Source organism: Vibrio sp. YT-18, assembly GCF_033337345.1.
Lineage (GTDB): Bacteria > Pseudomonadota > Gammaproteobacteria > Enterobacterales > Vibrionaceae > Vibrio > Vibrio alginolyticus.
Window position 1 is genome coordinate 95,285 of the sequence record NZ_JAWOQO010000003.1, and the last position, 12,749, is coordinate 108,033.

The window sequence follows — 12,749 nt, forward strand, 5'->3', positions numbered from 1 at the left end:
GCCGGGCACTATATCACACAGAGTTACAATTACAGAATAGAAACGCACTTAACTTGATCGATTTCAAGTTAACTATTTAGGCACAGCGCTGATTTTCAGTGCTTTTGGTAAATGCTGTTCGAATATTTGTTGTAATCGAGTCTTGGTAACGGGTTTAGCCACGAACTCGTTCATCCCGACATCGAAGCAATGTTGCTGATCCTCTTTAATGACATTGGCACTTAGCGCAATAATTGGAACGTGTTTCCCCCACTCTCCCATTTTTCGAATTCGCTCCGTAGCAATAAACCCATCCATCACAGGCATTTGGCAGTCCATAAAAATCAAATCGAAAGGCTGCTGATCACACAGCTGCAATGCTTCTTCGCCATGGTTGGCGACACTCACTCGCACACCCAGTTTTTCTAACATGATGCGAACTACCTTCTGATTGACGATGGTATCTTCAACAACCAATACCCAAGGTTTATCATTATCTTGAGGGCTGATTTCGTTGTCTTCCGCTTTCCGGAAATCTAATACATTAAGTTGGTCGGTATAGGTCGATTGCGCATTTATTACAGCAACAGGAATCGAAAATTCAAAACAGCTTCCCAGCCCAAGCTCACTTGTTAGTTGTATTTCCCCTCCCATCAAGTTAACCAACTGTGCAGCTATCGCCAAACCAAGCCCTGTCCCACCATACTTTCTGGTGGTACTACCATCAGCTTGTTGGAAGCGTTCGAAGATTGCTTGTTGGTGCTCTTTCGCAATACCAATACCAGAATCCACAACTCGAAACCGGATATGAGCGGTCTCTCCATCAAGTCGAGATAACGCTACAAGAAGCTTCACATGGCCGCGCTCGGTAAATTTAATCGCGTTGCTCAACAAATTGTTCAGAACTTGTTTCAATCGTGTGGCATCACCTTGCACTTCCATTGGCAAGTGAGGATCAATATCGCTGAGCAGCTGTAAGTTTTTCTGCTTGGCTTTGACACTATGTAAACTGATGACATCGTCAAGTAGCTCGCGAAGGTCATAGCTCGTGTATTCCAGCTCTACTTTGCCAGCTTCAACTTTAGAGAAGTCCAAAATGTCGTCGATGATCGTCATTAGTGAGTGAGAAGAACTGTCAATGATCTCTACAAACTCTTTTTGCTGGGGATCGAGGTCGGTGTCATTGAGCAACGACGACACACCAATAATGCCATTCATCGGTGTGCGGATCTCATGACTCATAGTGGCGAGAAACTCACTTTTTTTACGATTAGCGACTTCTGCCCTATCGCGTTCAGCCTCTAACTCAGTCTGGTGCTCTTTCACTTTCTCAACACTTCGGTTGTATTTCTCTGCCAAAACACTCACTTCATCAAAGCACCATCGTTTAGGGAGAGTCACTTTACTCGGCACTGTACCGCCACGAAAATCGCTCACCGCACCAGACAGCAATTGTAACGGATTGACCAACAAGCGAAACGCCACCCAAAGAACACCAATGATGAGGACAAGAATTTTGATCGCTTCTGTCGTAAGTAGAAAAAAGAACTGCTGCCAAAGATCTTCATATATCGCGCTAAGATCCGATTGAACCGTTAATATCGCGAGATCATACGTTTTATCGCCGACCCGATACTGCATCGGCCAGCTTCTCTCGACAACATCCTCAGAAAGCGCCGAACCTAATTCAATGATAACTTCGTCTTCACTAGCAATACGCAAGTAGTCCACCGAGGGCATACGCATTGCACCTTGAGCTTGTGTCAGCAACAGCTCCCTATCCTCTACCCACAAACTCGCAGAAAAGCTCGATAAATAGCTAGACTCAACCTGCTTTAATTCAACATCTAAATGGGCTAAATCTTCGTGAAAAACTCGATATAAGCTCACTGTAGAAATGATGACCGTAAAGATTAAACTCAACGTTAATACCGCCAACATAAGTTGGTTGCCGATACTAAAACGACGTTGAGATCGCTCTTTTTCATCCATATGAAACCGCTCCGATAAACTTGCGCTACTCTAAATATAGCTACGCACAAATAATAATCGAGGATACGATGAAAAGACTTCTACTTAGATTGGCTTTTAGCTTAATTGTTGTAAGTTCTCATGTGACCGCAAATCAAGTGAACTATTACGTCATTGCTGAACAAGCTCGACCATTTCAAATTGAACAACAGGGACAAATGCACTCCGGAATTGTGACCGATATCGTCAGCGCTATCTTCGCGGAGTCGGATTACCAAGTGAATTATCATACTTATCCATTTAAACGTATGATTTCCATATTGGAAGAAGGCGCTGAGCCAAACTGGTTAACTTATGGCAGCCCGAACTGGGGCAAGGTGCAATCGGAAAATTTATCTGAGGAGCCCATTTACACTGTAAAACATGTACTGGTGTCGAGTAGCGAGAAGCCTTTAGAATTCAAAAATATGGATACCATGCATGGCCGTTCTATTGTATTACTGCTGGGGTTTGATTATCCAAATTTAACACCGTTCTTTGAAAATGGCAGTGTCAATGAAATGCGCGTGAAAGACTACAACGCCGCATACCGAGTGATAAGCCGAACCCCTGGAGATACAGCTTTTGTCGAGATGGAATCCCGAGTCCTTTACAACTTAAAGCGACTCAATTTGCCGTTGGAGAATTTTCAGATACAGCCTTTCAGCTCGGTTATTCCTGACTACTCAATCTACCTGGCTTTTTCACCTCAAATGCAACCAGAAACTCAAAATTACATCAATACACGCCTCGTTGAATTAAAAACCTCAGGGGAAATTGATGAAATCATTCAAAAGTATCAATGAATCAACTCATTAACAAAAACGCCAACGATGATACGTTGGCGTTTTTGTTTCTGAGAAATCTGTAGAACTTACTTAGTGTGGTTAACAAACTTAGGATCAAACATGTGCCCCAATTTACTCGCCTTGGTTTGCAGGTAATGTTGATTACTTGGGTTATTCCCTTCTTGTAATGGCACTCGTTCAATGACGTTAATATCAACCGCTTTTAAGGCGGCGAGCTTGCGTGGGTTATTCGTCATTAGACGCACAGCGTCAATCCCCAAATGCTCTAGCATTCCTTTACAGAACGCGTAATCACGCATATCAGCGGCAAAACCTAAACGCTCATTTGCTTCCACGGTATCTGCGCCATCATCTTGTAAGTGATAGGCACGAATTTTATTAATCAAGCCGATTCCACGCCCTTCTTGACGTAAATAAAGCAGCACGCCACATCCCTCTTTGACGATGTTTTGTAGCGCTCTATTAAGCTGAAAACCACAGTCACAACGCGTGCTAAATAGAGCATCTCCGGTAAGACACTCCGAATGCAACCGAATAAGTGGAGCTGCACTTTTTGTTGGCTCACCATAGACCAGAGCAAGATGCTCTTTATTTGTCGCGGCTTCAATAAAGCCGTACATCATAAATGTGCCCCACTGGGTGGGCAATTTGGCTTTATCGATAAACTTCACGAGATTGTAAGGCTCAACATGTCTCAGCTCTGCCCGCACATTCATCAGAATCTCTCCTAGATGATTTTCTCCTTTACCATCTCCCCCGTCTCCCCAAAAGGCATCTTTATGAGAATGCTCTGTTAGGCAAGCGTTACCCGTTCTCATTAATTGCTGCGCTAATGGTGGATTTTGTAGAAACTTTTCCCTAACGATGAAAGCCATAACAGCCAACTTTATATCGTCCCAATCGCTTCTGACAAAGTGTTCGTATTTGCGGCTTAAAGCAAACGCTTCGTCAGGGGTGCTTGCGTGCTGAATTTTACTTTGCAACTGAGCATCGAGAAACTTTTGGGCTTGGTAATAATGTTCGCTGGTGGGCCAAGTTTGGGAGGAGATATTGACTGGGGCATGGCAAAAATTTGAGAGAAAACCGTGGGGCTCATCGGGCTCATAAAAAAGGATTTGATCAACCATACTTGCGCTCCTTGCTTTGTGGTTGCGATAATCAACAAAAAGCATATCGCTACTGATATATCTAGTAACACAAGGTCAGATTGTCAAACTTCTTCGGGACGGGACGTGAGTGTGAAACTCGTGCTTTTGAGGCGCAAGACAGATAAATGGAGAGTTTGAATAAGAGAGTAATAGAGTGAAAAAATAAAAAGGGCAGTCCGTCGACTACCCTATGGGTTGCTAAACCAACCTGAGGCGATCAGTGTATCAAGCCAAGCTCCCTTGCTTCTTCAATGGTCAACCCACTTTCACGGATCTCACGTAACGCTTCAATGCGTCTTCTGGCTTCTGCTGATTTCACTGTTTTCTCTGGCTTCACAACGGTTTCCTCATCAGGTAATTCCCATTTGTGAGCGATGTTGGTCATCTCGTCATGGTCGATAGAATTAATGGACATATTTCCTCCGAACACACCATGTTTTCGATGCGTAATCTATAGCAAAACCGGAACAAGGTGGTAAGAAAAACTGTAGGGAAATGTGACCCCTCCCGCCCTTTCGTTAACTCCTTAATAGATTCATCATTTAAGTTTTGCTAAGGGACAAATTTACGATTAAATTTGAGTAATTCCCCCTACGAAAAGTGTGCTGATCTAGCTCTCAATTCTGCTCTTCTTTAGTTTTATCAACGACGCATTACACCACTTCCTGTTTCACCTAACTTTCGAGTCACTTCACTGATTCATAGCTTGATACTTTCTAAAAACCGCCACACCTGATAATGATAATAATTATCTTTTAGATTGATAAGGTGTTTATATGGATGGTATTAACTTAAGTCATGCATACCACAATGACCCGGTCATCCAGATCCGAGATTTGTGCGTCGATTACATCACTGATAATGGTGATTTTAATGCGGTAAAGTCCGTCAGCTTTGATATCGGCAAAGGCGAAGTATTTGGTCTTGCCGGTGAATCTGGATGTGGTAAAAGCACAATCGCATTCTCAATAAATCGTCTTCATAAGCCGCCAGCGTTCATTTCTGGCGGTAAAATATGGTTTGATGGCAAAGATATCCTTAGTATCTCAGACTCTGAACTGACCGCTCTAAGGTGGAGTGAAATCGCCATGGTGTTCCAGAGCGCGATGAACTCACTCAACCCTGTCTTAACGATACAAGAGCAATTTGCAGATGTGTTACGACACCATCAAGGCCTCACTAACGCTCAAGCAAAAGATAGAGCAGAAAAGTTGTTGGACTTGGTCAATATTCCTCGAGAACGCTTAGCAGAATATCCTCATCAATTTTCAGGAGGAATGCGTCAGCGCTTGGTGATAGCCATTGCTTTGTCTCTAAATCCAAAACTGATCATTATGGATGAACCCACAACAGCATTAGATGTAGTGGTACAGAGAGAAATTTTACAGCAAATTTATCAGCTTAGAGATGAGTTCGGTTTTTCAGTCCTCTTTATCACTCATGACCTGGCACTCATGAGCCAACTATGTGATCGAATTGCAATCATGCGTCACGGAGAAATCGTCGAAGTCAATCGAGCATACGATATACGCAATCATCCTCAACACCCCTACACGCAAAAGCTATGGGCTTCTTTCCCAAACATCCATGACGTCCACAAACAACCAGAGTTACAAGGAGCGTAACCATGAGCCAGCCTATCATCCAAATGAAAAATGTGATTAAAGAATTCAAAGTGGGCGGTGGTTTAGCGAAAGAGGAAACCTTTCGTGCGCTTCAAGGAGTGACTTTTGATCTGTACGCAGGAAAAACCTTGGCTTTGGTTGGAGAGTCAGGCTGCGGTAAGAGTACTTGCGCTCGTTTAATAACCAAAGTCTATCCTGCAACGGAAGGCGAGATCCTTTTCAATGGCACTGACATAAATGAGATCACGTCACGATCGGCTCTACAAGAATATCGCAGTAAAGTACAAATGGTGTTTCAAGATCCGTTTGGCTCTCTCAATCCAACTCATACCATTCGCCATCACCTAACACGTCCTTTAAAAATTCATAAACAAGTCAAAAACGAGCGCGACATCCCAGCCCGCTTGGAAGAGCTTCTAAAGCTGGTGGAACTACCTGAAGAGACATTGAATAAGTTCCCTCACGAACTCAGTGGTGGGCAACGTCAGCGAGTAAACTTAGCAAGGGCTTTAGCGGTAGGTTCGCAAATCATTCTTGCGGATGAGCCTACGTCTATGCTGGATGTTTCTATTCGCTTGGGAGTGTTGAATTTAATGCAACGAATGAAGCAAGAACTGGGAATTGGTTTTTTATACATCACACATGATCTGGCGACTGCGCACTACATCGCGGAAGAAACCGCAGTAATGTACAAAGGGCAAATCGTTGAATGGGGCGACACTCATTCAATACTTAAGAATCCGCAGCATCCTTATACTAAGCTGTTGATTTCTGCCGTTCCTGATCCTGACTTACCTTTTGGTAACTTAGTGAAAAATGAGCCAAACTATTCGATAGATGCCGATGAAATTCGTCAACGTAGCAGCATAATTGTCGACGAATTTGATCAAATAGGGCCAAATCACTATGTAAAACAATGGACTGAGGCAGCGTAATGGATTTGAGTACTTGGCAAGATCAAATCGCCATGTGGTACGAACAGCGGAAACATGATCAAGTAGAAAAATTGGAAACGATCTTATATCAGGTGCCTGATGACGTGTTTGGACCCGAATTGAGTGATCTTCAAAGTAAAGCGATTGCTTGCTGGTTGGATGGATGTTTACGCGTGTTTCAACATGCAAGGTACCAAGACCCTCAGAAAGCATATCAAACCTTGCTTTATACGAGTGCAAAGCTTGAACAAGCAGCATGCCAAGTCTCGACTGATATTCTGATCAAAGATTGGTGTTTGAGACGACTTCAGCATCTCACCGTTGTGGCTTTAGAGTTTTGTAATCAGCAGTGTGATCAAAACAAGTGGCAGGAACAAGCCCATAGCTTAATCGAATCACATGTTGCGTTGATGCGTTCATTACATTGGAATGAACCCAAGAAGCATGATCAAGGTTTACCTCATTAGTCCGGAAAAATGATCAAGGCTTAATTAGCGGAATTTTAGGTAAAAAAAAGCGAGTTTCCTGAGGAGAAACTCGCGAAGTCTATTCAGAATGAATGTAACAATATGAGCCAATCTATTAATCATCAGAAAGGACAAAAGGTTGTCTATTCGTGATAAATAGTAGTCTCAGGCTTGGCTCCTAATGTCAGTGATTTGTTAGAGTTAAGTCTGTTTTTTATCATCGAAAGACATTGTTACATTTCAAATCAATACGCCACGCCTATTGCTTGATACACATCAAGCAACGCTTTTAAATCGCCATTTCATCCAGAGCGCGGAATACCATTTCATCCATGTGGCCATCGAAGATTTGACGGCACACCTTCCGACGTACCGCTAATCCAGCAATCAAGCGCTCAATGGTAAGATGCTTAATATCATTTTGAGTGTTAAACAGCTCGACGGTTTTGCTTAATGTCTCATAAGGAATTGGCTCATCCCCTACCCTTAGCCAATCAAGCTTCTCTATGTAATCAGAACACTCTTCTTTGATTGAGGCATACGAGTGCCCTGTCATCGCAGATAAAGCCGTTATACTGCGTTCTAGAGCCTCTGGTGAGGTATATTTAGATAAAGTAATGGTGATCTCGTCTGCATTGATCTCTACCAGGTGTTTTCTTTGCTTCACACGGCGGCCTAAATTCCCTCTTGGGGATGGCGCTTTGCGTTGGATAGGCTCAAATTCGCCGTCTATGATGCCTGAGAGCTCTTCAAGCTGTTGTCGGGTAACCATCTCATTACGAAGTGGGTTTGGCAGCGTAGGCGCCATGTTACGCTTTCCTGCGTTGGTTGTTCGCGCACGTGAATAACGTAAGACTTCTTCCACATCGCATTTAATATCGATCTGGTAGTCCATCACTTTGTCATTCTCGATCATAGTTTCGATCGTCAGGTGATAACCCCACAAATTCACCACAAACAGCTCATCCGTTCCCTTACCATCCGATAAACGCTTCAGCTCTCGGATCAAATCCATCGAGAATCGTCGCCATTCGATGTTACGTGCCAGCTTCTGGTTTAATTCACTCAGCAGCATGCAGTCAGTATGACGACGCACCATGCGGCTACGGAAGAAAGAATACAGTTGGAATACCAAAGTATGTTGCTTCAAGATCTCTGGTGGGAACAAGAAGAAATAATCACGCGTTAATAGTTCTTCATAAAACGAAGGCTCCCAAACCAAAATGTACAAGTTTGGCTTGATACGAATTTCACCATCGCTTCCCTCTACAGGCGCTTCTTCAGACGCAGTGATGGTTCGAGCAAGAAAACGAAAACGATCACTTTTGAATCCTTCTGGCATGTTTTCACTTAGCCAACGACCAGTAAGTTCATGCAGCTGGAAATCGGTAAACTCAATACGATCAATGCTGTCGCGAATAGAATCACGTGCTGGACCACTGTCTTTTTTGCCTCGAAGCGACAAAATATCAGTAATGTATAACGGCGTCTTGTTCGGCACGTGTGCTGCGTCGAGTTGATACTGATCTTTGTGATGATCATGGTATTGCACGGTCAACGTGAACAGAGCAAACAAGGTCATCAGATCATCCACAGTCATGATATTTTTGGATGATCGCGTTTCAATAACCGCTTTGGTGCCAGAGATCGACACCATGGATTTCTGATAACTTTTTCGAGTTCTTGGTGGTGCAAGTGCTTGGTCAATGATCCCAGCCCAATTCGTTGGAGACACGACAAATTGATCGGCTTCATCTTTCATCGTTGGAGGGGTATTCAACCCATGTTCATTCAACAAACGCTTGTTCACTTGGGTTTGAGCCAATGCTTTTGAACGTTTTTGCTTTTCGTTTTGGCGTACTTTGTCTGTAACAAGACTTGTTGCACCCAACACTGAAATCAGCTGATTAGGATTAACAAACTTATGTAACATCGTCTTACCAGCAAGTCCTTCTTCAAACCGCACTGGAGTTTGAGTAAACAAACCAATGTTTACTGCTGCACGTAAGCGTTGTTGCAGAGCTGCACGAGTGAGTTGTCCGTCCGTCGCTTCCACAATCTCTGTGGTTGAAACCAATCCATCTTTGCTGCTGAAACCTCGCAATGAGATCAGATTAAGCAACTCTAAGATGCTTTTGGTCACCCCTTTGAAATGTTGGTACTGCTCTACCCAATCTGCAGAGGATTCATGTACCTCAAAAAGATGGCCATCCTTATGGCTTCTAGGTGCTTTAATCAGAATTTTTTCATCAGCCGTCATTTTAGATCCAGATCACACTAGCCGTAGTTGTGCTATGGTTCCGAAGAATAAAGAAAAACAGATCATAAATAAAGAAAAAAGATTGTTTTTTAAATAACTGATCTTTTTGATTAATCTGATCTTAATTGATTATATGATCTAATGATCTGGCTATCGTTTTGCCGCTAAGTGCATGTTCTATAAAGTGATGTTTTTCATGCATGTCGGAACTATGATCATGTTAATTCTGAAACTATGATCAACAATAGCCTGAAAGCATGATCACATTTGCTCGTAAGCATGATCATTAAGTTTATGAAAAGATGATCAAAAGAGTCATGAAACGATGATCATGATGTTTTTACAGGTTATCCACAGATACTGTGTTTAATAATGATCTTAATGAGAATTTTATTGAGCATTGTCGATGTTATTGATACTCGGATCGATGATCAAGAGCTGAGATAGCTATCGTTCTGGAGACAATATTGATGATAAATTACTCATGTGATGAAAATGCATCCAAGTAGCTCTTATTCCGCAGTAAAACCTAGTTTCGGACTATTCTTAGGAAGCATGATCATAAGAGTAAGATTTATCATAGTAACTTGAACAATTTCATTGTTCCGGCTTCTCTATCCACTAATTTCTTCTCCATCCCCCATTCTGACTGCATTCAACCGTAAATTAGAGACAAAAACTCATGCTTCCGAGAGATTCTATAGCTTGATCATATTTCCGATTGATGGATCTTATTTAATCCGCGTGTTTACACCCTCGTCTACTCTATTTTTCCATGATCATGCTTTCGTATTTGTGTTTTATCATGGAAGCATGATCATAAGCATACCTTGATCATACTTCCATAGGGACATCACTTGAACTGCCCTTTTTGGCTCGGATACATGATCAAGGTTGTTATTAGCGTTCATTTTGAAAGATTGCTTTCTATTTTTTGTTTAAATTAGGTTGGCCTAACATAATCCGTAATTTAGCTTAAGAATATAATCGTTCCGGTAGAAAATTGATTTACATTGTAAATGAGTGACGCTGTAACACTTTTAATTTTAAGTTTAAGGTGTCCATTTATTCTAAGATTATTTAATTAAAAATAGTTATGTTTTTTACCATAAATCATAAAAGCGTCGATTTGAGTGTTTTTTTATGTGATGGTTATTCAAAATGTTCGTGCACCTTTTTGTTGTTTTTGGTCTTTACTGCTGTACAATTGCAAGCATAAATCCTTCCAACGGAATTTGGCATGAAAAGAGAAAAAACGATTGAAAACCTTCTTGAGTTGGCGGAGCTGACTCAGCAGGTTCAAGCTGACCGTATTGAAATTGTTTTAGAAGAGCGAAGCGATAACTACTTCCCACCAATGTCTAAGGCGATGATGGAAACCCGTTCAGGTTTAACTCGTCGTAAGCTCGATGACGCGATTGGTAAGATGGAAGCGGCTGGTCATCAATTTACTAAAAATAACGCAAATCATTATTCAATTACGTTAGAAGAAGCACATATGCTTATGGATGCGGCTGAAGTGCCTAAATTTCATGAGCGTAAGAAGAATTCAGGTAACAAACCTTGGATTATTAACGTGCAGAACCAGAAGGGTGGTACAGGCAAATCAATGACAGCGGTCCATTTAGCGGCATGTTTAGCGCTAAATTTGGATAAACGCTACCGTATTTGTTTAATCGACTTAGACCCACAAGGCTCGCTACGTTTATTCCTCAACCCACAAATCAGCATGGCAGAGCATGACAATATCTATTCTGCTGTAGACATTATGTTGGGTAATGTGCCTGATGGTGTAGAAATTGACAGTGAATTTTTGCGTAAAAACGTATTGCTGCCAACGCAATACCCGAACTTAAAGTCGATTTCAGCGTTTCCAGAAGACGCAATGTTTAATGCTGAAGCATGGCAAACGCTATCTGAAGACCCATCACTCGATATCGTTCGTCTGCTAAAAGAGCAACTGATTGATAAAATTGCTGATGACTTCGATATCATCATGATTGATACCGGCCCACACGTTGACCCACTAGTATGGAATGCGATGTATGCATCAAATGCTTTGTTAATCCCTTGTGCGGCTAAGCGTCTGGACTGGGCTTCAACAGTAAACTTCTTCCAGCATTTGCCTACGGTATATGAAATGTTTCCGGAAGACTGGAATGGTCTTGAGTTTGTTCGCTTGATGCCAACCATGTTTGAGGACGACAATAAGAAGCAAGTTTCTGTTTTAACTGAAATGAACTATCTTCTAGGTGACCAAGTTATGATGGCTACTATCCCTCGTAGCCGTGCGTTTGAAACCTGTGCCGATACCTACAGCACAGTATTTGATCTGACAGTAAGCGATTTTGAAGGCGGTAAGAAGACGCTAGCCACCGCACAAGACGCTGTTCATAAAAGCGCACTGGAATTAGAGCGTGTGCTGCATTCTAATTGGCCGTCATTGAATCAGGGGTAATAAGTAAATGGCTTTGAAAACGTCTGAATTAAACGCGAAATTATTTGGCAAAACGAATAAACGTCGTGTTGTGACTCCACAAGAGGCGCAAACCGCGGCAAAAGAAAAAGCTCAAACGATTGAGCTAGCTGTCGCAGGTGAAAATATTGTTCAGTTTGAACTTGTTCGTATTCCTGCAGAGAAAGTCGCGACAGAAACAACGGTGTTTGTTGATAACGCTCGTGAGCAATCGTTCTTAAACGAACATGCTTTATCTGATGTTTTAGTCACACTCAAAGAGCGTGGCCAACAATATCCAGCTGTGGGTCGTAGAACTAAAGATGGCAAGATTGAAGTTTTAGATGGTAGCCGTCGTCGCATGTCTTGTATCCTCGCTGAACAAGATTTTTTGGTTTATGTTGCTGACAACATCAATACTGACCATGCTAAGTTTTTGTCTGATGTGGCAAATGCTCACAAGCCGCTCTCTTTGTACGAAAAAGGTAAAGAGATGCAGGCTAAACTAGATAGTGGTGAAGCTGAAGATCAGAAAGCATTGGCGAAAATGTTCCAGTGTAGTGAAGCGTTAGTAAGTGGCGCTTTAAAAGCGGCGGCATTACCGTTAGAACTGCTTCAAGCGTATCCCAATGTCGGCGATCTTGGTCGTCCAACTATTGTGAAACTGCACAAACAGTTTTCAACGTTGACGCCAGAGCAGCAGCAAGAGCTGTTAGATAAGTGTCGCTCTAGCGAAGGCTTTTTATGGCAGCGAAGCACAGCTCAAGGCGTTGCTCGTCTGACAAAAGAAGTCACGGAAAGCATCGAAAACTGGATTGCTGAGCTTGCACCAGCAAAACCTGGCAAGAAGACCGAAAAAGTCGACTTAGTAAAAGGTCGAGCAAGCTACAGCCGAAAAGGTAGCAGTCTGGCGTTGAACTTGAAGAAAGTTGACGACAGCTTGATGGAAGAGATTCTTGCCTTTGTGCAAAACAAGCTGCAATAACAAAAGATGATTGAATCAACCGCCTCCGGGCGGTTTTTTTATATCTGAGAAGCGTCAAATTAAAGATGTGATACCA

General features: G+C 42.4%; 10 protein-coding genes. 6 read left to right on the forward strand and 4 right to left on the reverse strand.

What is annotated here, in order from left to right; translation table 11 throughout:
- Nucleotides 1-72: 72 nt before the first annotated feature.
- The gene (locus tag R7M72_RS05230; protein ID WP_005383197.1) at nucleotides 73-1,971 is read right to left on the reverse strand and encodes an ATP-binding protein; all 1,899 of its coding nucleotides are present in this window, start codon (nucleotides 1,969-1,971) and stop codon (nucleotides 73-75) included.
- Nucleotides 1,972-2,039: 68 nt separating this feature from the next.
- Here R7M72_RS05230 and R7M72_RS05235 point away from each other — a divergent pair, with 68 nt between their 5' ends.
- Nucleotides 2,040-2,795, forward strand: a complete 756-nt coding sequence (locus tag R7M72_RS05235; protein WP_005383196.1) for a substrate-binding periplasmic protein — start codon at nucleotides 2,040-2,042, stop codon at nucleotides 2,793-2,795.
- Nucleotides 2,796-2,863: 68 nt separating this feature from the next.
- On the opposite strand, the gene ribA is transcribed toward R7M72_RS05235, so the two are convergent.
- Nucleotides 2,864-3,925 (reverse strand): GTP cyclohydrolase II, encoded by a 1,062-nt coding sequence (ribA, locus tag R7M72_RS05240; protein ID WP_017635221.1) that lies wholly within the window; start codon nucleotides 3,923-3,925, stop codon nucleotides 2,864-2,866.
- 238 nt (nucleotides 3,926-4,163) lie between these two features.
- A complete protein-coding gene (locus tag R7M72_RS05245) occupies nucleotides 4,164-4,361 on the reverse strand; it encodes a PA3496 family putative envelope integrity protein (RefSeq protein WP_005374493.1) in 198 nt (65 codons plus the stop codon).
- A gap of 361 nt (nucleotides 4,362-4,722) precedes the next feature.
- Between R7M72_RS05245 and R7M72_RS05250 the strand changes: the two genes are divergently transcribed.
- From R7M72_RS05250 to R7M72_RS05260, 3 genes are read left to right on the forward strand one after another with little or no spacing between them, the layout of a single operon-like run.
- Nucleotides 4,723-5,571, forward strand: a complete 849-nt coding sequence (locus tag R7M72_RS05250) for an ABC transporter ATP-binding protein (RefSeq protein ID WP_005374497.1) — start codon at nucleotides 4,723-4,725, stop codon at nucleotides 5,569-5,571.
- Nucleotides 5,572-5,573: 2 nt separating this feature from the next.
- On the forward strand, nucleotides 5,574-6,506 hold the full coding sequence (locus R7M72_RS05255) for an ATP-binding cassette domain-containing protein (RefSeq protein ID WP_017821873.1): 933 nt from the start codon (nucleotides 5,574-5,576) through the stop codon (nucleotides 6,504-6,506).
- On the forward strand, nucleotides 6,506-6,973 hold the full coding sequence (locus tag R7M72_RS05260; protein WP_005374501.1) for a hypothetical protein: 468 nt from the start codon (nucleotides 6,506-6,508) through the stop codon (nucleotides 6,971-6,973). Before R7M72_RS05255 ends, R7M72_RS05260 begins: the two co-directional genes overlap by 1 nt.
- Before the next feature lie 289 nt (nucleotides 6,974-7,262).
- Here the strand turns inward: R7M72_RS05260 and R7M72_RS05265 are convergent, their stop codons facing one another.
- Nucleotides 7,263-9,233, reverse strand: coding sequence for a replication initiator protein RctB domain-containing protein (locus tag R7M72_RS05265; RefSeq protein WP_005392102.1), 1,971 nt, complete (start codon nucleotides 9,231-9,233; stop codon nucleotides 7,263-7,265).
- A 1,240-nt stretch (nucleotides 9,234-10,473) separates the two neighbouring features.
- On the opposite strand from R7M72_RS05265, the gene R7M72_RS05270 reads away from it, so the two are divergent.
- Both R7M72_RS05270 and R7M72_RS05275 read left to right on the forward strand, forming a co-directional pair.
- Entirely contained in the window at nucleotides 10,474-11,691 is a 1,218-nt protein-coding gene (locus R7M72_RS05270; protein ID WP_005374503.1) for an AAA family ATPase, read from the forward strand.
- A 7-nt stretch (nucleotides 11,692-11,698) separates the two neighbouring features.
- A complete protein-coding gene (locus tag R7M72_RS05275; protein WP_006740903.1) occupies nucleotides 11,699-12,673 on the forward strand; it encodes a ParB/RepB/Spo0J family partition protein in 975 nt (324 codons plus the stop codon).
- The last annotated feature ends 76 nt before the right edge of the window (nucleotides 12,674-12,749 follow it).

Coding starts and splice junctions, on each gene's coding strand:
- R7M72_RS05275 (WP_006740903.1), top strand. CDS start 11,699: ATGGCTTTGAAAACGTCTGAATTAAACGCGAAATTATTTGGCAAAACG.
- ribA (WP_017635221.1), bottom strand. CDS start 3,925: ATGGTTGATCAAATCCTTTTTTATGAGCCCGATGAGCCCCACGGTTTT.
- R7M72_RS05255 (WP_017821873.1), top strand. CDS start 5,574: ATGAGCCAGCCTATCATCCAAATGAAAAATGTGATTAAAGAATTCAAA.
- R7M72_RS05270 (WP_005374503.1), top strand. CDS start 10,474: ATGAAAAGAGAAAAAACGATTGAAAACCTTCTTGAGTTGGCGGAGCTG.
- R7M72_RS05265 (WP_005392102.1), bottom strand. CDS start 9,233: ATGACGGCTGATGAAAAAATTCTGATTAAAGCACCTAGAAGCCATAAG.
- R7M72_RS05260 (WP_005374501.1), top strand. CDS start 6,506: ATGGATTTGAGTACTTGGCAAGATCAAATCGCCATGTGGTACGAACAG.
- R7M72_RS05230 (WP_005383197.1), bottom strand. CDS start 1,971: ATGGATGAAAAAGAGCGATCTCAACGTCGTTTTAGTATCGGCAACCAA.
- R7M72_RS05245 (WP_005374493.1), bottom strand. CDS start 4,361: ATGTCCATTAATTCTATCGACCATGACGAGATGACCAACATCGCTCAC.
- R7M72_RS05250 (WP_005374497.1), top strand. CDS start 4,723: ATGGATGGTATTAACTTAAGTCATGCATACCACAATGACCCGGTCATC.
- R7M72_RS05235 (WP_005383196.1), top strand. CDS start 2,040: ATGAAAAGACTTCTACTTAGATTGGCTTTTAGCTTAATTGTTGTAAGT.